The organism is Bradyrhizobium sp. BWA-3-5 (assembly GCF_032917985.1).
GTDB lineage: Bacteria > Pseudomonadota > Alphaproteobacteria > Rhizobiales > Xanthobacteraceae > Bradyrhizobium.
This window is the reverse complement of sequence record NZ_CP136626.1, coordinates 6545307-6563668: the sequence shown is the minus strand read 5'-3', so window position 1 is coordinate 6563668 and position 18362 is coordinate 6545307. Positions and strand designations below refer to the sequence as shown.

The 18362-nt window shown below is 63.3% G+C and carries 20 protein-coding genes; 13 read left to right on the top strand and 7 right to left on the bottom strand.

Annotated features, from left to right (window positions below; translation table 11 throughout):
* The first annotated feature begins 182 nt into the window (after positions 1-182).
* Genes RX331_RS31575 through RX331_RS31565 form a run of 3 tightly spaced genes read left to right on the top strand, consistent with a single transcriptional unit; the run spans position 183 to position 2350 of the window.
* Entirely contained in the window at positions 183-1037 is an 855-nt protein-coding gene (locus RX331_RS31575) for a tripartite tricarboxylate transporter substrate binding protein (protein WP_317253501.1), read from the top strand.
* Positions 1038-1047: 10 nt separating this feature from the next.
* Positions 1048-1311 (top strand): hypothetical protein, encoded by a 264-nt coding sequence (locus RX331_RS31570; RefSeq protein WP_317253500.1) that lies wholly within the window; start codon positions 1048-1050, stop codon positions 1309-1311.
* Positions 1312-1330: 19 nt separating this feature from the next.
* Complete coding sequence (locus tag RX331_RS31565) at positions 1331-2350, top strand: methyltransferase (protein WP_317253499.1); 1020 nt, start codon at positions 1331-1333, stop codon at positions 2348-2350.
* A 144-nt stretch (positions 2351-2494) separates the two neighbouring features.
* Here the strand turns inward: RX331_RS31565 and RX331_RS31560 are convergent, their stop codons facing one another.
* The 3 genes from RX331_RS31560 to RX331_RS31550 all read right to left on the bottom strand — a co-directional run bounded on the left by RX331_RS31560 (position 2495) and on the right by RX331_RS31550 (position 5282).
* The gene (locus RX331_RS31560; RefSeq protein WP_317253498.1) at positions 2495-3997 is read right to left on the bottom strand and encodes an NAD(P)/FAD-dependent oxidoreductase; all 1503 of its coding nucleotides are present in this window, start codon (positions 3995-3997) and stop codon (positions 2495-2497) included.
* Positions 3998-4077: 80 nt separating this feature from the next.
* Positions 4078-4920 (bottom strand): MoxR family ATPase, encoded by an 843-nt coding sequence (locus tag RX331_RS31555; RefSeq protein ID WP_317253497.1) that lies wholly within the window; start codon positions 4918-4920, stop codon positions 4078-4080.
* Between the two features lie 119 nt (positions 4921-5039).
* A complete protein-coding gene (locus tag RX331_RS31550; RefSeq protein ID WP_317253496.1) occupies positions 5040-5282 on the bottom strand; it encodes a GlsB/YeaQ/YmgE family stress response membrane protein in 243 nt (80 codons plus the stop codon).
* A 141-nt stretch (positions 5283-5423) separates the two neighbouring features.
* Here RX331_RS31550 and RX331_RS31545 point away from each other — a divergent pair, with 141 nt between their 5' ends.
* The 3 genes from RX331_RS31545 (at position 5424) to sseA (ending at position 8141) form a co-directional block, all read left to right on the top strand.
* Positions 5424-6599 (top strand): vWA domain-containing protein, encoded by a 1176-nt coding sequence (locus tag RX331_RS31545; protein WP_283029750.1) that lies wholly within the window; start codon positions 5424-5426, stop codon positions 6597-6599.
* 162 nt (positions 6600-6761) lie between these two features.
* Complete coding sequence (locus tag RX331_RS31540) at positions 6762-7172, top strand: rhodanese-like domain-containing protein (RefSeq protein WP_317253495.1); 411 nt, start codon at positions 6762-6764, stop codon at positions 7170-7172.
* Positions 7173-7286: 114 nt separating this feature from the next.
* Positions 7287-8141: a 3-mercaptopyruvate sulfurtransferase gene (sseA, locus tag RX331_RS31535; protein ID WP_317253494.1), complete on the top strand. Its 855-nt coding sequence runs from the start codon at positions 7287-7289 to the stop codon at positions 8139-8141.
* 11 nt (positions 8142-8152) lie between these two features.
* Here the strand turns inward: sseA and RX331_RS31530 are convergent, their stop codons facing one another.
* The gene (locus tag RX331_RS31530; protein ID WP_317253493.1) at positions 8153-9016 is read right to left on the bottom strand and encodes a hypothetical protein; all 864 of its coding nucleotides are present in this window, start codon (positions 9014-9016) and stop codon (positions 8153-8155) included.
* Between the two features lie 331 nt (positions 9017-9347).
* Here RX331_RS31530 and RX331_RS31525 point away from each other — a divergent pair, with 331 nt between their 5' ends.
* Both RX331_RS31525 and RX331_RS31520 read left to right on the top strand, forming a co-directional pair.
* Complete coding sequence (locus RX331_RS31525) at positions 9348-10673, top strand: L,D-transpeptidase (RefSeq protein ID WP_317253492.1); 1326 nt, start codon at positions 9348-9350, stop codon at positions 10671-10673.
* A 253-nt stretch (positions 10674-10926) separates the two neighbouring features.
* The gene (locus RX331_RS31520; protein ID WP_317253491.1) at positions 10927-11892 is read left to right on the top strand and encodes an NAD(P)-dependent oxidoreductase; all 966 of its coding nucleotides are present in this window, start codon (positions 10927-10929) and stop codon (positions 11890-11892) included.
* Positions 11893-11903: 11 nt separating this feature from the next.
* Here RX331_RS31520 and RX331_RS31515 read toward each other — a convergent pair whose 3' ends face one another.
* On the bottom strand, positions 11904-12863 hold the full coding sequence (locus RX331_RS31515; RefSeq protein WP_317253490.1) for a D-2-hydroxyacid dehydrogenase family protein: 960 nt from the start codon (positions 12861-12863) through the stop codon (positions 11904-11906).
* A gap of 183 nt (positions 12864-13046) precedes the next feature.
* Positions 13047-13241 carry a hypothetical protein gene (locus RX331_RS31510; RefSeq protein WP_317253489.1) on the bottom strand — a complete coding sequence of 65 codons (195 nt, stop codon included), beginning with the start codon at positions 13239-13241 and terminating at the stop codon, positions 13047-13049.
* 11 nt (positions 13242-13252) lie between these two features.
* On the opposite strand from RX331_RS31510, the gene RX331_RS31505 reads away from it, so the two are divergent.
* From RX331_RS31505 to RX331_RS31485, 5 genes are all read left to right on the top strand, one after another.
* Positions 13253-13447, top strand: a complete 195-nt coding sequence (locus tag RX331_RS31505) for a hypothetical protein (protein ID WP_317253488.1) — start codon at positions 13253-13255, stop codon at positions 13445-13447.
* A gap of 24 nt (positions 13448-13471) precedes the next feature.
* Positions 13472-15121, top strand: coding sequence for an energy-dependent translational throttle protein EttA (gene ettA, locus RX331_RS31500; protein ID WP_317253487.1), 1650 nt, complete (start codon positions 13472-13474; stop codon positions 15119-15121).
* Between the two features lie 129 nt (positions 15122-15250).
* Positions 15251-15841, top strand: coding sequence for a TIGR00645 family protein (locus tag RX331_RS31495; protein WP_317253486.1), 591 nt, complete (start codon positions 15251-15253; stop codon positions 15839-15841).
* Positions 15842-15927: 86 nt separating this feature from the next.
* Positions 15928-17109: a lytic murein transglycosylase gene (locus RX331_RS31490; RefSeq protein WP_317253485.1), complete on the top strand. Its 1182-nt coding sequence runs from the start codon at positions 15928-15930 to the stop codon at positions 17107-17109.
* Positions 17110-17330: 221 nt separating this feature from the next.
* Complete coding sequence (locus RX331_RS31485) at positions 17331-17771, top strand: VOC family protein (RefSeq protein ID WP_317253484.1); 441 nt, start codon at positions 17331-17333, stop codon at positions 17769-17771.
* Between the two features lie 113 nt (positions 17772-17884).
* On the opposite strand, the gene RX331_RS31480 is transcribed toward RX331_RS31485, so the two are convergent.
* Positions 17885-18157: a hypothetical protein gene (locus tag RX331_RS31480; protein ID WP_065744450.1), complete on the bottom strand. Its 273-nt coding sequence runs from the start codon at positions 18155-18157 to the stop codon at positions 17885-17887.
* Between the last annotated feature and the right edge of the window lie 205 nt (positions 18158-18362).

Sequence of the window (18362 nt, the reverse complement as noted above, 5' to 3'; positions counted from 1 at the left end):
ACTCCGTGCTGAGTGCAGGATGTATACATAACTTGCGCTCATTAGGCAAATTAAGTGGGTTAGAGGTTATATTATACCCATAAAGTATACATATGCGTTGTGAACTGTGTCATTTTGTTGGGTCCGATTACCCGTCACCATGATCGCGGCGGCGCGGAGCTCCTACGAGCGCGTCGAGGCAAATGCATGCCGTGCTCGCCCGAGGGAACGGCCGACGAAAATCGCAAGGCAATCCGAACCAGCGTTCAATGAGAGGCGCCGTGACGATGTTCTCGCAGAGATCTCGTGGTTCAACATGGGCCACCCGTCGCACTTCCTCCGGAAGCTCTGCCCAGCGCAGTGCGCGGCGGCTGCGATCGTTCGTGGCTTTTGCGACCTCCGTTATGGCGCTTGTCGCGCCAGTGTCCGCGCGCGCCGATTGGCCCGAGCGACAGGTCAAGCTGATTGTGACGTTCCCACCCGGAAGCGCAAACGACGCTGCGGCCCGCATTCTGGCCGACGCGCTTGGCAAGAAATGGGGCAAGCCTGTCGTCGTGGAGGATCGGCCCGGCGGCGAGGGCACGATCGGCGTCGGTTCGTTCATCGCAGGCCAGGATGATCACACGCTGCTGTATACCGTGGGTGGTTCGATCACCGTCGCGCCGATGTTGGTCGACAAGCTGTCATACGACGTCAACCGCGACTTGGTGCCGATTTCCGCCACTACCGCCATCGCCTTGACGCTCACCGTCAGCAACCAGCTTTCCGTAAGCAGCATCCCCGAATTGATCGAGACGTTGCGGGCCAATCCGGGCAAGTATGTCTGGACGTCAGGGCCGACCCTGCCGCGATTTGTATTTTCGGCGTTCCTGAAGCAACACGATCTCAAGATGAACTTCGTCAGCTATCGCGACGCGTCCCAGCCGCAGGCCGATTTGGGGGAGGGCCGCATCCAGGCGCTCGTGACTTCATGGGCGGCGTCCTCCTCGCCCGTCCAGGCCGGAAAGGCGCGCTTCCTCGCTGTTCTCAATCCGAGCCGCGCCGCCTACACTGCCTGACATCAAGACCGTGCGCGAACTCGGATATCCCGAGCTCGAAATCGAGGGGTTGGCAGGAATCTTCGGCAGCAGGATCATGCCGCAGGGGGTGCTCAGCAAGATCGCCGCCGACGTCGCGGCCATCTGCGGCGATACAGAAATTCGCCGCAAACTCGAGGCTGGCGGACACATCGTGTTGAGCGGCACGACCGAGGAACTGACGGCTGGGATTGTAAAGCAGCGGTCAGCCATGAACGAACTGGCAAAGATAATCGATATCCGAAACCCCCAATGACGCAGCGTAAGGAGGCACGATGGCATCGCAAGTATCGGCGCTCAGGCTTTTCGACCTGATCCAGTCGCACCGCGTCACCGCGGTCATCCATGTGGCGGTCAAGCTCGGCATTGCCGAGTTGCTGCGTGATGGACCGCGTCCGTTGGGCGAACTCGCCAAGGCGACGGGCGCAGATGAGCCCGCGCTTGGACGACTTCTCACCGCGCTTTCAACCATCGGCGTATGCGAAAGGTCTGGCAAGGACGTTTACGCGTTGACGGAAATCGGTGCCGGCCTCGACGGCGCGGCTGAGCACTCGTTCAAGGCGTGGGCAATCCTTGAGGCCGAAATGCTTGTGAAACGTTGGAGTGGATTGCTCGAAACTGTGATGACCGGCAAGACAGCGGCGGAACTGCAGGGCTTCTCCAGCAGCTTCGAACTGATGGGGCGGTCTCCCGAAGACGTCGAGAAGTTCAACGCTGCGATGACCGAGCTCACGCGGCTGGTCACGCCGGCAATCCTGCGCGCCTACGATTTCAGCGGCATATCCCATTTGATGGACGTCGGCGGCGGCTCCGGCGAATTGCTCGGCGCCGTCGCGCAGCAAAACCCGAAAATGCGCGGCACCGTGTTCGATCTGCCGCGATGCGCCGAGGCCGCCGGAAAGCATCTCCGCCAGATCGGCGTCAGCGATCGCGTCGAATTCGTCGCCGGTGATTTCTTCAAATCGATTCCGGCGGTCGCGGACGCGATCGTTCTGAAGAGCATTATCCACGATTGGAATGATGCGCACAGCATCTCGATCCTGCGAAATTGCAGCGCGGCGCTACCGAACAACGGTAAGCTGTTGCTCGTCGAGCGCCTGATGCCGGAAAGGCCAGCCGCCACCGACGAGGACAAGGCACACGCGATGAGTGATCTGAACATGATGCGCGGGCCGGGCGGGGCCGAGCGCACCGAGCGGCAGTACCGCGAGTTGCTCGAACAAAGCGGCTTCGGGCTGGCAAAGGTCTATCCTGCCGGCCGCTTCAACGTGATCGAGGGGCGTTTAGCGCGATGACGGCCTAGCCACGGAATGTTGCCGTCATTGCGAGGAGCGAAGCGACGAAGCAATCCATGCCTCCGCGTGCGGAGAGGCGGATTGCTTCGCTTCGCTCGCAATGACGAGAATAAGTCGCGCTCACTCCGCCGTCAGGCGAGGGCCTCAGCCGTAAACGAACGCCTTGTCCTTGAGGTCGATTGCGGGGAATTCGTCCTTCTCTGCCCAGTAGTCCTGGTTATGCTGCCATTCCGGCTTGTCGCCGCGCTTGGGCAGCAGATGCATGCCGCGCATCATGTAGCCGGGATTGAAGTTTTCCGGATCGATCCACGGCAATAGCGGCATGTTGTGGTCTTCGGGGCGAAGCTGCGGCGTCACCTTCTTCGCGCCCGTCGCCTTCATGTGCGTGAGCAGCCGGCAGACGAAGTCGGCGACGAGGTCGACGCGCAGCGTCCAGCTCGCGCGGAAATAGCCGAACACCCAGACAAGGTTCGGCACGCCCGTGAACATCATGCCGCGATAGGTCACAGTGTCGGCGAAGTCGAGCGGCTTGCCGTCGATGGCGAATTCGATGTCGCCATTGGCGCAGAGGTTGAAGCCGGTGGCGGTGACGATGATGTCGGCCTCGAGCTCCTTGCCGGATTTCAGCAAAATGCCCTTTTCGGTGAAGCGGTCGATCTCGTCGGTGACAACGGAAGCCTTGCCGGACTTGATGCCCTGGAACAGGTCGCCGTCGGGGATGAAGGCGATGCGCTGCCGCCACGGCCGGTACTTTGGCGTGAAGTGGGTCGCGATGTCGTAGTCCTTGCCGAGATAGGCCTCGACCGCCGACAGCAGATCCTTCTTCGCCGCTTCCGGCTCTGCGAATGTCTTGCGGGTGAAGGCGTCCTGGTCGAACAGGATTTTGCGGCGGGTGATCTCGTGGATCCAGGCCTCGTCGACCTGCAGTTTCCGCAGCTCCTCGGCGATTTCAATCGCGTTGCGCCCGGTGCGAAAGTAAGTCGGCGAGCGCTGCAGCATGGTGACATGCGCGCATTCGGGAGCCATCGCCGGAATCAGCGTCGCGGCGGTTGCGCCGGAGCCGATCACGATGACGCGCTTGTTCTTGTAATCGAGATCTTGCGGCCATTTCTGCGGATGGACGATCGGGCCCTTGAACTTGGCCATGTCCTTCCACTCCGGCGTATAGCCCTCGGTGTGGCGGTAATAGCCCTGGCACATCCAGAAGAAATTGGTGGTGAAGCGAAGCTGCTCGCCGGTATCGATACGCGTGGCTTCGATGGTCCAGAGGTTTTCCTCGCTCGACCATTTTGCCGAGGTGATGGTGTGCTGGTAGCGGATGTGCGGCGCGAGATGATTCTCCTCGATCACTTCGCCCATGTATTTGAGGATTTCCGCGGCGCTCGCGATCGGCGCCGTTGTCCACGGCTTGAAGCGATAGCCGAAGGTGTGCAGGTCGCTGTCGGAGCGGATGCCGGGGTAGCGGTGGGTGGTCCAGGTGCCGCCAAACGTCTTCTGCGCTTCCAGCGCCACGAAGGTCGTGCCGGGGCATTGCGTGGTGAGGTGGTAGGCGGCGCCGACGCCTGAGATGCCTGCGCCTGCGATCAAAACGTCGAAATGCTCTGTGGTGCGGGGCGAAGTTGCGTCGATCTGGGCTTGAACGTTCATCTTCCCTGTTCTTTTTCGTTTGTTGTTCTGAAAAGCGAAACGCCAGAACTTTTGGTTCTGGCGCCGTGGTCGTCAGCTAATTACACTTCGCGCCGGCTGAGGAACGCGAGCCGCTCGAACAGGTGCACATCCTGCTCGTTCTTGAGCAACGCGCCATGCAGCGGCGGGATCAGCTTGCGCGGATCGCGCTCCCGCAGCATTTCCGGCGTGATGTCCTCGTTGAGCAGCAGCTTGAGCCAGTCGAGCAGCTCGGAGGTCGAAGGCTTCTTCTTCAAGCCGGGCACCTCGCGCACCTCGAAGAAAATGCGCAGCGCTTCTTCCACCAGGCGCTTCTTGATGCCGGGGAAGTGCACGTCGACGATCCGGCCCATCGTGTCGGCGTCGGGGAACTTGATGTAGTGGAAGAAGCAGCGGCGCAGAAACGCGTCCGGCAGTTCCTTCTCGTTGTTGGAGGTGATCATGACGATCGGGCGCAGGCTCGCCTTGATGTTCTCGCCGGTCTCGTAGACGAAGAACTCCATGCGATCGAGCTCGAGCAAAAGATCGTTCGGAAACTCGATGTCGGCCTTGTCGATCTCGTCGATCAAGAGCACCGGTCGCTTCTCATGGGTGAAGGCTTCCCACAATTTGCCACGCTTAATGTAGTTCGAGATGTCGGAGACGCGCGGATCGCCGAGCTGGCTGTCGCGCAGGCGCGACACCGCATCGTATTCGTAGAGGCCCTGCTGCGCCTTGGTGGTCGACTTGATGTGCCAGGTCAGGAGCGGCGCGCCGAGCGCTTTCGCCACTTCCTCCGCCAGCACGGTCTTGCCGGTGCCGGGCTCGCCCTTCACCAGCAGCGGGCGCTCGAGCACGATCGAGGCGTTGACGGCGACCTTGAGGTCGTCGGTGGCGACATAGTCTTTGGTGCCGGTAAATTTCATCTATCCGCTTGCCTTGTTGTTCGTCCGTTTGTTTGCGTTTGCTTTTTCGTGGGCCGCGATGGCCCGAACAGTAAACGACCGCCGGTTCGGCGGTCGCGATTGAAGGTGATGCGGCTTCCTCAGCGTTTGATCAGCGACAGGATCACCAGGATAATCACCGCGCCGATAGTGGCGTTGACGATCTCTCGGATCCAGCCATAGCCGAGGTGGACACCGAGCTGCGGCAACAGCCACGTCGCCAGCAGCGCGCCGATGATGCCGACCACGATATTGCCGACCAGCCCGAAACCCGCGCCCCGCACGATCAGCCCGGCAAGCCAGCCGGCAATACCGCCGATGATCAGCGCCGCAATGATGCCCATTGAATTTCCCCTGCCGGAATAAACCCTTTACGGTTCAATTGTAATTGAAAAAGCCTCCCGGTCTAGGCCTGACAGCTATGCGCTGGCCTTTGACAAGCGCCGGCCCTTGACGAGCGCGGTCCGGCGGGCAATCTGTCATCCATGTTCCTGCAATTCTTCACATCGCTCCGCGATGCCCAGGTCCCGGTGACCTTGCGCGAATATCTGACGCTGATGGAGGCGCTCGACGCCGACCTTGCCGATCAGACGGTCGAGAATTTCTATTACCTGTCGCGCGCCGCGCTGGTGAAGGACGAGCGCAATCTCGACAAGTTCGACCGCGTCTTCGGCAGCGTGTTCAAGGGGCTGGAAAGCCTGCTCGACGCCATGGACAAGGCCGAGATCCCCGAGGAGTGGCTGAAGAAGCTCGCCGAAAAATACCTCACCGAAGAAGAGAAGAAGCAGATCGAAGCCATGGGCTGGGACAAGCTCATGGAGACGCTGCGCAAGCGCCTTGAAGAGCAGAAGGGGCGGCACCAGGGCGGCAACAAGTGGATCGGCACCGCCGGCACCTCGCCGTTCGGCGCCCACGGCTACAATCCCGAAGGCGTTCGAATCGGACAGGAGAAGAACCGTAACAACCGCGCCGTGAAGGTGTGGGACAAGCGCGAGTTCAAGGATCTCGACGGCAATGTCGAGCTCGGCATCCGCAACATCAAGGTCGCGCTTCGCCGGCTTCGCAAGTTCGCCCGCACCGGCGCGCCGGACGAGCTTGATCTGGACACCACGATCCGCGAGACCGCCAACCATGGCTATCTCGACGTCGTCATGCGCCCCGAGCGCCGCAATGCGGTGAAGGTGCTGGTGTTCTTCGATATCGGCGGCTCGATGGATTCGCATATCGAGCAGGTCGAGGAATTGTTCTCGGCGGCTAAATCCGAATTCAAGCACATGGAATATTTCTACTTCCACAACTGCCTCTATGAGGGCGTCTGGAAGCAGAACAAGCGCCGCTTCACCGACCGCACGCCGACCTGGGACGTGCTGCACAAATATCCGCATGACTACAAGGTGGTGTTCGTCGGCGACGCCTCGATGTCGCCTTACGAGATCATGGTGCCGGGCGGCTCGGTCGAGCACGTCAACGAGGAGGCCGGCGCGGTCTGGCTGGAGCGCGTCACGCGCACCTATCCGCACACGGTGTGGCTCAATCCGGTGGCGCAGAAGCACTGGGACTATTCGGAATCCACCACCATCATCCGCCGGCTGCTGTCGGATCGCATGTACCCGATCACAATCGAAGGCCTCGAAGCCGCGATGAAGGAGCTGGTGCGGTAACGCGATTTCGTGCCCCGGACGCAGCGCAGCGCCTTGGCGGTGCGCTGCGGAGCCGGGGCCCATCGACTGGCCGCGATGTGGGTCCCGGCTCTGCGTCGCGTCACTCTGTGCCGCGCCGCGTCCGGGACACGCGAGAGCAGGCGCAAACACAAGAGGTAACAAATGCCCCAGACCATCCACCGCGGCATCAAGGCCCTGATCGACGAGGCCAACGCCGAGATCGAGACCGTCAGCGCCGCCGACGCCATCAAGGTCGCGCAGGACCCCAACGTCGTGATCGTCGACATCAGGGACCCCCGCGAGATCGAGCGCGAGGGCAAGATCCCTGGCGCGTTCTCCTGCACGCGCGGCATGCTGGAATTCTGGATCGACCCGCAAAGCCCCTACGCCAAGCCGATCTTCCAGCAAGACAAGAAGTTCATCTTCCACTGCGCCGGCGGCATGCGCTCGGCGCTCGCGGCCAAGACCGCGCAGGACATGGGCCTGAAACCGGTCGCCCATATGGGCGGCGGCTTCGCCGCCTGGCGTGACGCCGGCGGCCCGGTCGAGAAGTGGGAGCCGAAGAAGAAATGACTCGTCACACGCGGGCTTGACCCGCGTGTCCATCCAAAAATTGAATCGTTCGGAGAAGATGGATTGCCGGGTCAAGTCCGGCAATGACGATCTGAAATATCCGGAGAGTGACCAATGCCCGCTACCACCGACCCGCTCGTCTCCACCGAATGGCTCGCCGCGCACCTGAACGACCCGAACGTGCGCGTCATCGACGCCTCGTTCAAGATGCCGGGCGTGCTGCCGCTGCCGAAGGACGACTATCGCGCTGCGCACATTCCGGGCGCGGTGTTCTTCGACGTCGACGCGGTATCGGATCATTCCAACCCGCTGCCGCACATGTTTCCGTCCGCCGAGCAGTTCGGCCGCGATGTCGGCGCGCTCGGGATCGGCAATGACGACACCGTGGTGCTGTATGATTCCGGCGGCTGGGTTGCCGCGCCGCGGGTGTGGTGGATGTTCCTGTCGTTCGGCAAGGAGGTGCGCATCCTCAATGGCGGCCTGAAGAAGTGGGTCGCGGAGGGACGCAAGGTCGAGAAGGGCGAGGGGACGCCAAAACCGGCCACCTTCAAGGCGGCGTTCGATGCGCGGCGCGTGCGCAGCATGCAGCAGCTCGTCGCGAACCTTTCAAGCCGCGCCGAGCAGGTGATCGATGCGCGCGCCAATGAGCGCTATCAGGGCAAGGTGGCCGAGCCGCGCGCGGGCCTGCGCTCCGGCCATATCCCCGGCAGCCTCAGCCTGCCCTACAACAATCTGTTCGATGCAGCGACCGGCACGATGAAGCCGCTCCAAGAGTTGCGGGCGGCGTTCGCCGGCGCCGGCGTCAAGCTCGATGCGCCCATCGTGACGAGCTGCGGCTCCGGCGTCAGCGCCGCCGTGCTGACGCTGGCGCTCTATCGCCTCGGCGTCGAGAACCCGGCGCTGTATGACGGCTCGTGGACGGAGTGGGGCGCAGCCGACGGCCCGCCGGTCGCAACCGGCCCGGCCTGATCCAGCCCGCCTCACCGCGTCGCGCGGGCGACCGGGCCTTGTGCGAACGGTGTCTGGATAAACGGATTGGGCTGTTGCTGCTGCAAGGTCAGTGTCGCCTCGCGCGCGAGGCGCGCGCGCCGTGCCGCTGCAATCCGCCGCTTTTCGCGCGCCTGCTCCGCGGCCCGCTTTTTGGCGGCGCTGCGGTCCGGCTTGGCTTCCGTCGTCTTTGTTTCTGCCGTCTTGCCTTCCGCTTTTTCCGACGCTTGGGCTGCGGCCTCTTCGTCGACGATCACGGCCGGGCCGCCAAGCGTGGCGATCCTCGCCGCGGCGGAGTTGCCTTCGAAGGAATAGATGTCGGCGGCCACTGGAGGCGGGGTCGGGACAACGGCCGGCTGCGGCGCTTCTACGAGGGCGGCGAGTTTCGCTTCGGCACCGGGCGCTTGAGGCACGGCGGGCACTTCGACAACCGCCACCGCGGGCGCAGCGGCTGGCGTCTCGGCCGTTGCTTCCCTGGCGGGGATGTCCGGTTTCGCCGCCTCGGCCTGGATCGGTTCCGGTGCCTTCGTGGCCGCCGGTTTTTCGGGCTCGATCGCCGTTAGGTCAGCGGTTGGCGCCGCCGGCGCTGAATTTTCGAGGGCGGTTTCCGGAATGGCGGCCGGAGCGTTCCCGGCCGGCTTGTCGTTCTCAGGCGTTTCGATGCGGAGTAGCGCCAGCGTTGGCGGAGAATCGTCTGTCCGGCGGGCAAACATCGGCTCGGGCGCCGTCCGCCGTGCCGGAAGGTTGGCAAACTCCTCGTGCGCGGCGCGCAGCAGGGCCGCTGCGCCAAGCCCAAACACCAGGATCGACATCGAGAGGACGACTGCAGTGAACAGGAAACGAAAGCCGGGAAGCATGGACTCGAGTTCCGCCCTCCGTTGATCGCTGGAGGGTCATTGATGCCAAGGGAACGCGGTGACCACTGGAAGGCGGATTCGTCAGGCGCGAATCAGGCCGCTTTGAGAGTATCTCAGCGCCCGGTCCTTTTTGTTGCAAAATCTGCGGTTCGACGTCGCGCATCGCTCGCAAATCGCGATTTTCGGCGCGCTGAGGCATCTTTGCCGCAGCGCAGGCGCGATCACAAATGGCCGGCGCGGACCGAATTTCGAGGATTTGTCTTGAATGCGCCGCTATCTTCCGTCATCTGCCGTTAACCGTCCGGTGGGGCTTGGGGTCTAACATAAGGCGATGATGAACAACCGCATTCTGACGATTTGTGCTGCCATTGCCGCTGCCACGGCGGGAACTTCGCTCGCGCATGCGCAACAGGGCTATCCTGTCGGCCCGGCCTATTCGACGGCACCCGGTACGTATGTCCAGGGTGGTTACGCCGCAGCCGAGGATCGCCGCCCCGGCGAGCCAGATTTCGACGCCCTGGACGATGACGACACGCCGAACGCGCCTGCTACGGCCGCGTTGCCGCCGCCCGGCCCGGTGCTTTCGCCCAGCGATCCCCGCTATGGCCGCCCGGCGCCCGCGCCGGTTTATTCGGACCGCGGCGCCCCGGCGCCGACGGGCCCGATCCTTTCGCCCGATGATCCGCGCTATGGCCGCCCAGCTACCGCCGCAGTGCCAACCGGTCCGGTCATGTCGCCGGATGATCCGCGTTACGGCCGCCCGGCCGGTCCGCCCCCGGTCATCTATGCGGACCGTCCGCCCGGATCGCAGCCGCAGGTCTATTCCGATCGCGGCGACAGCCGCATTCCTGGCGCCGGCATCGTCTATCCGAACGACGACCGCGCTGGCCTGCGCCCGCCGGGCGCGGTAGGCGCTGCGCCAGGTGCTGCTGGCGCGCTACCGCAGGCGGAGCGACCTGCCGTCGGCGCCGACGGCAGGCCGGTGCAACTCGCCGCGCTGCCGCCGGAAGAGCAGCCGGAAGTCGGCCCTGCGCAGCTTCCGCCGCACCTGCGCCGCCAGGAAGTGTCGTTCGCGACCAAGGAGCCGGCCGGCACCATCGTTGTCGATACCGCCAACACCCATCTCTACTATGTGCTCGGCGCTGGCCGTGCGATCCGCTACGGCGTCCGCGTTGGCCGGGACGGCTTCACCTGGAACGGCGTGCAGAAGATCTCCCGCAAGGCCGAGTGGCCCGATTGGCATCCGCCGACCGAGATGATCGAGCGTCAGCCCTATCTGCCGCGCTTCATGGCCGGCGGTCCTGGCAATCCGCTCGGCGCCCGCGCGATGTATCTGGGATCGACCGTTTACCGCATTCACGGCACCAACCAGCCGTCGACGATTGGCAAGTTCGTCTCCTCAGGCTGTATCGGCATGCTCAACGAGGACGTCTCCGATCTTTTCGAGCGCGCCAAGGTCGGCACCCGCGTGGTCGTGCTGCCCGGCAGCCCGCCGCCCGCCAACACCGCGAACGCCGCGCCTGCTCCGGCGCCCGGCGGCCCGGCTCCCGTAGCTGCACCGGCGCCAGGACCCGCACAGGCGCAACTGTCGCCCGCGCCGGGTGGCATGCAGCCGACCGTCGTTCCGCCGCTGCCGGCGCCGGTCACCGTGCGCTAAGGCGTCTCGGTGTCCGGACGCGGTGCAGCGTTCTTCACGCTGCTCCGCAGAGCCGGGACCTACCGCAAGCACCAACAAGCAGTCTGGACCCCGGCTCAGCAGCGCGCTGCGCAGCGTCGGGGAACGCTGTCCGATTGATGGCTTGGCCTAAGTTCCGCACCGGACAGACTTCCGTCATCGCCACATTCGCCGCTTGATTTCACATTCGCTCCGACTACCTGCCGCTGGTCGCAACGAATGTGAGGATCACGCCATGAGAATTCTTGTTGCGGGCGCCACCGGCGCCGTCGGCCTCAACCTCGTTCCGCAGTTGATTGCTTCAGGTCATTCCGTCGTCGGCACGACGCGGACGGCGGCGAAGGCGGAGCTCATCCGGCGGATGGGCGCGGAACCTGCTGTTGTCGATGGGCTCGACGCGCCAGCTGTTCGCGCCGCGGTGCTTGCAGCCGGGCCGGAGGTCGTCGTCCACCAGATGACCGATCTTGCGGCCGTCACTGATCTCCGGCATTTCGATCGCGCCTTCTCGACGACCAATCAGCTTCGCACCCAAGGAACCGACTTCCTGCTGGCGGCCGCGCGCGAGGCCGGCGTGAAGCGCTTCATCGCCCAGAGCTTCTGCGGCTGGACCTATGGCCGCAGCGGCGAGGCAGTCAAGACCGAGACCGATGCGCTCGATGCCGATCCACCGGAGGAACTGCGCCGCACGCTGGAAGCTATCCAGTATCTGGAGGCCGCCGTCGCCGGTTCGACGAGCATCGAAGGAATCGTCCTGCGTTATGGCTCGTTCTACGGCCCCGACACTGGCATGCTGTCGCGCGCGATGATCGATCAGGTGCGCCGCCGCCGCGTGCCGCTGATCGGCGGTGGTAGCGGACGATGGTCGTTCATCCATGTCGAGGATGCGGCGTCCGCGACCGTCGCGGCCATCGAACGCGGCACGCCAGGCGAAATCTATAACATCGTTGATGACGAACCGGCGCCGGTCAGCGAATGGCTGCCGGCGCTTGCCACGCTCGTCGGGGCGAGGCAGCCGATACGCGTGCCGGCCTGGCTCGGCCGGCTGTTCGCCGGCGAGCACCTGGTATCGATGATGACCGAGGTGCGGGCGGGATCGAACGCCAAGGCCAAGCGCGCGCTCGGCTGGCAGCCGGCGCATCCGTCATGGCGTGAAGGATTTGCGGAGGTTGCCAGCCGCGCAACTGCGCAGCGCGCGGCCTGAGGTTTATTGATCTAGGCGAGCCGCTGCTTCGGCTCGCCCTTGAACCAGGCGTCGATGCCTTCGACCATCTGCCGATAGTGATTCCGAAAGCTGTCCTCGGTGACGTAGCCGAGATGCGGCGTGATCACCATGTTGTCGAGCTTGCGGAAGGGATGATCGACCGGCAGCGGCTCGACCGAGAACACGTCAACGCCGGCGCCGGCGATCTTTTTCTGGGTCAGCGCTTCCAGCAGCGCGGCCTCGTCGACGATCGGCCCGCGCGCGGTGTTGACGAGATAGGCGGTCGGCTTCATCCGCGCGAGGTCGGCAGCGCCGACGAGGCCGCGCGTGCGCTGGCTCAGCACCACATGGATGGTGATGATGTCGGCGGTCGAGAACAGCTCTTCCTTGCTCGCATAGGCGGCGCCTACCTCCTTGCACTTTTCCGGCGTGAGGTTCTGGCTCCAGGCGATCACGTTCATGCCGAAGGCCTGCGCCAGTTTCGAGACCTTGGTGCCGAGCTTGCCGAGGCCGATGACGCCGAGCGTGCGGCCCTCGATTTCCATGCCGACATGGGCCTGCAACGGCTCGCCGGCATGCATCCGGGCGCTTTCGCGGCCGATATTGCGCGTCAGCTCCAGGATCAGGCCCATGGTCAGTGGCGCGGTCGGGTCGCGGCCCCATTGCGTGCCGCACAGCACCACGTTGTGGTCCTTGGCCGCTTCCATATCGATTGCCGCATTGCGCAGGCCCGAGGTGATCAGCAGCTTCAAATTGGGCAGCGCGGCAAACATAGTGCGGGGGAACGGGGTGCGTTCGCGCATCGCGCAGATGATCTCAAAATCCTTCAGCGTGCTTGCCGCGACTTCCGCGGTCGCAAACGGCTGGTTGAACACGGTGATGTCGACGCGATCCCTGACCTTGGACCAGTCGGCGACCTTGAGCGCCACATTGAGATAGTCGTCGAGGATTGCACAGCGCAGCCGCGTCATGGGGAAGTCCCGTTGATGGCGAGGGTGACGGCGGATCAGCCGTCGGGAGGTCGCCATGGTTGCGCGCAATCACAGGGCGCGCAAGCGGGCAAATAGCGTTTTCGAGCGAAGTGGGTACCGGTTCGCGTAAAGAAAACGCGTCAAGAATGGAGCCGCAGGGCAGGCTCAAATAACCCGGAAGGCTCAGCTCTGACGGCCGAGATTCTTGGCGCGCCAGGCCGGGCCGGGGCCGCGCATATAGTGCAGTTCCGGGCGGTACGGGTTGAACGCGATGGCGATGAACTTCCGCCAGAAGGCGCGGAATTCTGCCAGCGGTTTTGCCAGTCCGGCGTCTGCGTGAGCCGGGGTGGAAAGCGATGCCGAACCGATCGTAGCCATGACGCGGGCCCTTGTTTTCAGACGCCTTTTCCGGCGCTGAGAACCAGTTTTCGCCCGATTTATTAAAAGATAGTTTCAATTGTCTGGATTTCGCCGGGGATGGTGACCAACCCGTATTCATCCGTGGTGAACGGATGGAAAACGCACCCGGTGCGGTTGCCCTTTGGGAGCCGCGCCGCTACATCAGCGGCAGCAAATTTCCCTAAATCCTCCGGTTTCAAGGAAGCGCGATGGCTCGCCAGTTCGTCTATTTCATGCAGGGTCTGACCAAGAGCTATCCGACCCGCAAGGTGCTCGATAACATCCATCTGAGCTTCTATCCGGACGCCAAGATCGGCGTGCTCGGCGTCAACGGCTCAGGCAAGTCGACCCTGCTCAAGATCATGGCCGGCATCGACAAGGAATATACCGGGGAGGCCTGGGTCGCCGAGGGCGCCCGGGTCGGTTACCTCGAGCAGGAACCGCATCTCGACTCCAAGCTCACCGTCCGCGAAAACGTCATGCAGGGCGTCGCCAAGCAGAAGGCGATCCTCGATCGCTACAACGAACTGGCGATGAACTACTCGGACGAGACCGCCGAGGAGATGACCAAGCTGCAGGACGAGATCGAGGCGCAGGGCCTTTGGGATCTCGACAGCAAGGTCGACCAGGCGATGGATGCGCTGCGCTGCCCGCCCGACGATGCCGATGTCACCACGCTTTCCGGCGGTGAGCGCCGCCGCGTCGCGCTGTGCCGCCTCTTGCTGGACCAGCCGGAACTTTTGCTGCTGGACGAGCCGACCAACCATCTCGACGCCGAATCGGTGTCGTGGCTGGAAGGCCATCTACGGCAATATCCCGGTGCGATCCTGATCGTGACCCACGACCGCTACTTCCTCGATAACGTCACGGGCTGGATCCTCGAGCTCGACCGCGGCCGTGGCATTCCCTATGAGGGCAATTACTCGTCCTGGCTGGTGCAGAAGCAGAAGCGACTGGAGCAGGAAGGCCGCGAAGATGCGGCGCACCAGAAGACGCTCGCCCGCGAGCAGGAGTGGGTGGCGTCCTCGCCGAAGGCGCGGCAGGCCAAGTCCAAGGCCCGCTATCAGCGCTATGAGGAGCTGCTCAAGAAGGCGAGTGAGAAGCAGACCCAGACCGCGCAGATCATCATCCCGGTTGCCGAGCGACTGGGCGCCAACGTCGTCGACTTCGAAGGCCTCAGCAAAGGCTTTGGCGATCGGTTGCTGATCGACGATCTCACCTTCAAGCTGCCGCCTGGCGGCATCGTCGGTGTCATCGGCGCCAACGGCGCCGGCAAGACCACGCTGTTCCGCATGATCACGGGACAGGAAAAGCCGGACAAGGGCACGATCACGATCGGCGAGACCGTGCATCTCGGCTATGTCGACCAGTCACGCGACGCGCTCGACGGCAAGAAGACGGTGTGGGAAGAGATTTCCGGCAACAACGAGCTGATCCTGCTCGGCAAGAAGGAAGTCAATTCGCGCGGCTATTGCTCGGCCTTCAACTTCAAGGGCGCGGACCAGCAGAAGAAGGTAGGGGCGCTGTCGGGCGGTGAGCGCAACCGCGTGCATCTCGCCAAGATGCTGAAGTCCGGCGCCAACGTGCTGCTGCTCGACGAACCGACCAACGACCTTGACGTCGATACGCTGCGCGCGCTCGAAGAGGCGCTGGAGGATTTCGCCGGCTGCGCCGTCATCATCAGCCACGATCGCTGGTTCCTCGACCGCATCGCCACCCACATCCTGGCCTTCGAAGGCGACAGCCATGTCGAATGGTTCGAAGGCAACTTCCAGGATTATGAGAAGGACAAGATGCGTCGGCTCGGCCAGGACAGCATCATTCCTCACCGCGTGAAGTACAAGAAGCTGACGCGGTAAGACAATCGGGCATTTGCGTGGTGGCCGCAGCGGGAGCGCTGCGGCCAGTTGTCGCTTCACACAGCGGCGACATTGCGTAGATATGCTATTCTTCGCAATTCGAATCCCAGCAAGCCGAGTGCCTCCTTGATGTCCCTTACGCCCGAAACACCCTTGCCGCCGGAAGCTCAGCGCAAGGAATTGCGTCCGATTCCGCTTTTGATCTTCAGCTCCCGCTGGCTGCAATTGCCGCTTTATATCGGCCTGATCGTCGCACAGGGCGTCTATGTCGTGCTGTTCCTGAAGGAACTGTGGCATCTGTTCGCGCATGCCTTCGATTTCAGCGAGCAACAGATCATGCTGCTGGTGCTGGGCCTGATCGACGTGGTGATGATTTCCAACCTCCTGGTGATGGTCATCGTCGGCGGCTACGAGACGTTCGTCTCTCGCCTCAACCTGGAAGGCCATCCCGACCAGCCGGAATGGCTCAGCCACGTCAACGCCAGCGTGCTCAAGATCAAGCTGGCGATGGCCATCATCGGCATCTCCTCGATCCATCTGCTTCGCACCTTCATCGAGGCCGGGGGCCTTGCGTCCGGCAAGAGCGCCTATACCGAGGTCGGCGTGATGTGGCAGACCATCATCCACACGGTTTTCATTCTGTCGGCGATAGGCATTGCCTATGTCGACAAATTGTCGAATGCTTCCACCGAACACACCAAGCACGCCGCTTCACACTGACGGCGGCGTATAGGTCAAGTGGAGTTCCAGCTTTGCGAACGAAAGCGATCGCCGCAATTCTCATAGCGACCGTGGCGGCGCTTGGAATGTCATCTCCGGCATTCGCCGCCGACGCCGCCTTCACGCAGTTCATCGCCTCGCTGTGGCCGGAGGCGCAGGCGGCCGGCGTGTCGCGCGCGACATTCGATCGTGAGACGAACGGTCTCGAGCCCGATTACAAATTGCCCGATCTCCTGCTGCCCGGTCGACCTTCGACCGGCGCGCCGGCGCAGGCCGAGTTCGTGCAGGTGCCGGCCGACTACATGAAGGAGGCGTCCATCGCACGGCTGGCCGGCGAAGGCCAGAAGCTGATGCAGAAGCATCGCGCGGCGCTGAATGAAATCGAGAATCGCTTCGGCGTGCCCGCCAGCATCGTGCTGGCGATCTGGGGCCGCGAAACCGATTACGGCCGCTACCGCCTGCCATATGACACGCTGCGCGTGGTGGCCACGCAGGCCTATGTCGGCCGCCGCAAGGATCAATATCGTGGCGAGTTCATTCTCGCGCTAAAACTGCTCGGCGAGGGCGTGGTGGCGCGCAAGGATTTCCGCTCGTCCTGGGCCGGCGCCACCGGTCTCACCCAATTCCTGCCGTCCGAATATTACAAGCATGGCATCGATCTCGACGGCGACGGCCGCGTCGACATCTGGCATTCGGTGCCGGATGCGCTGGCCTCCGCTGCGCAGCAACTCCTCAACAAGGGCTGGCAGCGTGGCGTGCGCTGGGCCTATGAGGTGAAGGCGCCGGCCAATGTCGATTGCACCATGGGCGTGCCCGAGGTGACCAAGCCGATCGCCGAATGGCTGCGCTTAGGCTTCGTGCCGGTGCGCGGGCAGAGATTGAGCGCCGCCGAGCAGGCGCAGCCGGCCTCGCTGTTGCAGGTGGAGGGGGTCTACGGTCCGGCGTTTCTGACAACGAAGAACTACTTCGTCATCAAGGAATATAATTTCTCAGATCTCTATGTGCTGTTCGTCGGCCATCTCGCCGACCGCATGCTGAGCCCGCAGCCGTTCGCCACGCCCTGGTCGGCATCGACGCAGTTGCGCTCAGCCGATGTCGAGGCCATGCAGCGCCATCTGACGCAGATCGGTCTCTACAAGGACAAGCTCGACGGCAAGGCGGGCATGCAGACCCGCGCGGCGCTCGGTGCTTATCAGAAGTCGGCAGGGCTCAAGGTCGATTGCTGGCCGAGCGAAGCGGTACTACGTTCGATGAGCGGGGGACGTTGAGAGGCGTTACAGTCAGAATGTCCGCTTCCGACGGAAGAGGTCATCGTGGCGCCCGACTTCCGGTTCTGCCCGAAGCAGACTTCGCCCGCAGACCAGCCCGCCTACCGTACGACGAAGCGAACTGGTAGCCTTGCAACAGCGGGGAGCCAGTTACCGGCAACTTACCCGGCGGAAGCAAGTCGGCCCGGTCGACCGCGACGTTGATGACGGGGAGTCACGAGATGATACTCAATGCGGATCATATTACGATCGCAGTGGCAGACGCGGGCCCAGCGATCGAGTTCTTCGCCCTGCTCGGCTTCAAAAAGGATCATGTCGCGACGATCGATGGTGGCCATCCCGCCCGGTACATGGGCATGCCCGGCATGAAAGCGCAGCACATCACCCTCGCACTCGAAGGAGCTAATCCTCCCTTCGAGATCCAGCTTCTTGAGTTCGACCCGGCCGCAGGAACCGATCCGGGTGCGCACCCCACGAACCTGCGAAAACGGGGCTTCAATCATCTCGCGTTCCGCGTCGACGACATCGAGACGGCCACCGCGCGCCTCGTGGCCAACGGCGTAACCGTGCTGAGCGACGAGATGGACTACATCAGCCGAAAGCTGCGGCTCTTCGAAGGACCCGAGGGCATCACAATCGAATTGGTACAGCGGGACGGCTGAGACGCCTGGCATGACGGCCGCTCCTCAGAGCGAGGAGGTACAAACAAAAAGCCCGGCCGAGATATCGGCCGGGGCTCTTGATCAACAGGCGCGGAAAGCGCGCTGATGTCAGGTCAGTTACAGACCTCGACGCGGCGATAGCGCCAGTCGTAGCCGTCCCAGAAGCGCTCGCGGACCATGCGGCACGCCGGGTAGGGCGCTTCTTCGACATAGACCGGACCGCCATAGGCCGGGCGGCTGGAGGCGATCGCACCGCCGATGATCGCGCCGCCGAGCAGGCCGGCCGCCACGCCTGCGGCAACGCCACGCTGGGCGCTTGCGGGTGTCGAGGCAAGCGAACCGGCAATCGTTGCGACCGCGACGAAGGCAGCAAATGTCTTCTTCATGTCCTGGGCTCTCCTGGAGTGGCGCCTGCAGGCGCCGGGTTTAGGGTGACTCACACGCTGTTTCGAACTGCCGTTTCGCTAAAAAAGCGTACATGGGTCAATCGAAAGTAAACGTCCCAAAACTGTGATCGAAGAAAACGGTTTTTTCGGGCCAAAACAGCATTCATCCCGGAAAAGCGGGGCCTTTCCGGGATGTTGGACCGTA

Coding starts and splice junctions, on each gene's coding strand:
- RX331_RS31480 (WP_065744450.1), bottom strand. CDS start 18,157: ATGAAGAAGACATTTGCTGCCTTCGTCGCGGTCGCAACGATTGCCGGT.
- RX331_RS31515 (WP_317253490.1), bottom strand. CDS start 12,863: ATGACGCGGCTGCGCTGTGCAATCCTCGACGACTATCTCAATGTGGCG.
- RX331_RS31495 (WP_317253486.1), top strand. CDS start 15,251: ATGTCCCTTACGCCCGAAACACCCTTGCCGCCGGAAGCTCAGCGCAAG.
- RX331_RS31555 (WP_317253497.1), bottom strand. CDS start 4,920: ATGAAATTTACCGGCACCAAAGACTATGTCGCCACCGACGACCTCAAG.
- RX331_RS31490 (WP_317253485.1), top strand. CDS start 15,928: ATGTCATCTCCGGCATTCGCCGCCGACGCCGCCTTCACGCAGTTCATC.
- RX331_RS31550 (WP_317253496.1), bottom strand. CDS start 5,282: ATGGGCATCATTGCGGCGCTGATCATCGGCGGTATTGCCGGCTGGCTT.
- RX331_RS31520 (WP_317253491.1), top strand. CDS start 10,927: ATGAGAATTCTTGTTGCGGGCGCCACCGGCGCCGTCGGCCTCAACCTC.
- RX331_RS31510 (WP_317253489.1), bottom strand. CDS start 13,241: ATGGCTACGATCGGTTCGGCATCGCTTTCCACCCCGGCTCACGCAGAC.
- RX331_RS31530 (WP_317253493.1), bottom strand. CDS start 9,016: ATGCTTCCCGGCTTTCGTTTCCTGTTCACTGCAGTCGTCCTCTCGATG.
- RX331_RS31485 (WP_317253484.1), top strand. CDS start 17,331: ATGATACTCAATGCGGATCATATTACGATCGCAGTGGCAGACGCGGGC.
- RX331_RS31560 (WP_317253498.1), bottom strand. CDS start 3,997: ATGAACGTTCAAGCCCAGATCGACGCAACTTCGCCCCGCACCACAGAG.
- RX331_RS31540 (WP_317253495.1), top strand. CDS start 6,762: ATGCCCCAGACCATCCACCGCGGCATCAAGGCCCTGATCGACGAGGCC.
- RX331_RS31545 (WP_283029750.1), top strand. CDS start 5,424: ATGTTCCTGCAATTCTTCACATCGCTCCGCGATGCCCAGGTCCCGGTG.
- sseA (WP_317253494.1), top strand. CDS start 7,287: ATGCCCGCTACCACCGACCCGCTCGTCTCCACCGAATGGCTCGCCGCG.
- RX331_RS31575 (WP_317253501.1), top strand. CDS start 183: ATGCATGCCGTGCTCGCCCGAGGGAACGGCCGACGAAAATCGCAAGGC.
- ettA (WP_317253487.1), top strand. CDS start 13,472: ATGGCTCGCCAGTTCGTCTATTTCATGCAGGGTCTGACCAAGAGCTAT.
- RX331_RS31565 (WP_317253499.1), top strand. CDS start 1,331: ATGGCATCGCAAGTATCGGCGCTCAGGCTTTTCGACCTGATCCAGTCG.
- RX331_RS31525 (WP_317253492.1), top strand. CDS start 9,348: ATGATGAACAACCGCATTCTGACGATTTGTGCTGCCATTGCCGCTGCC.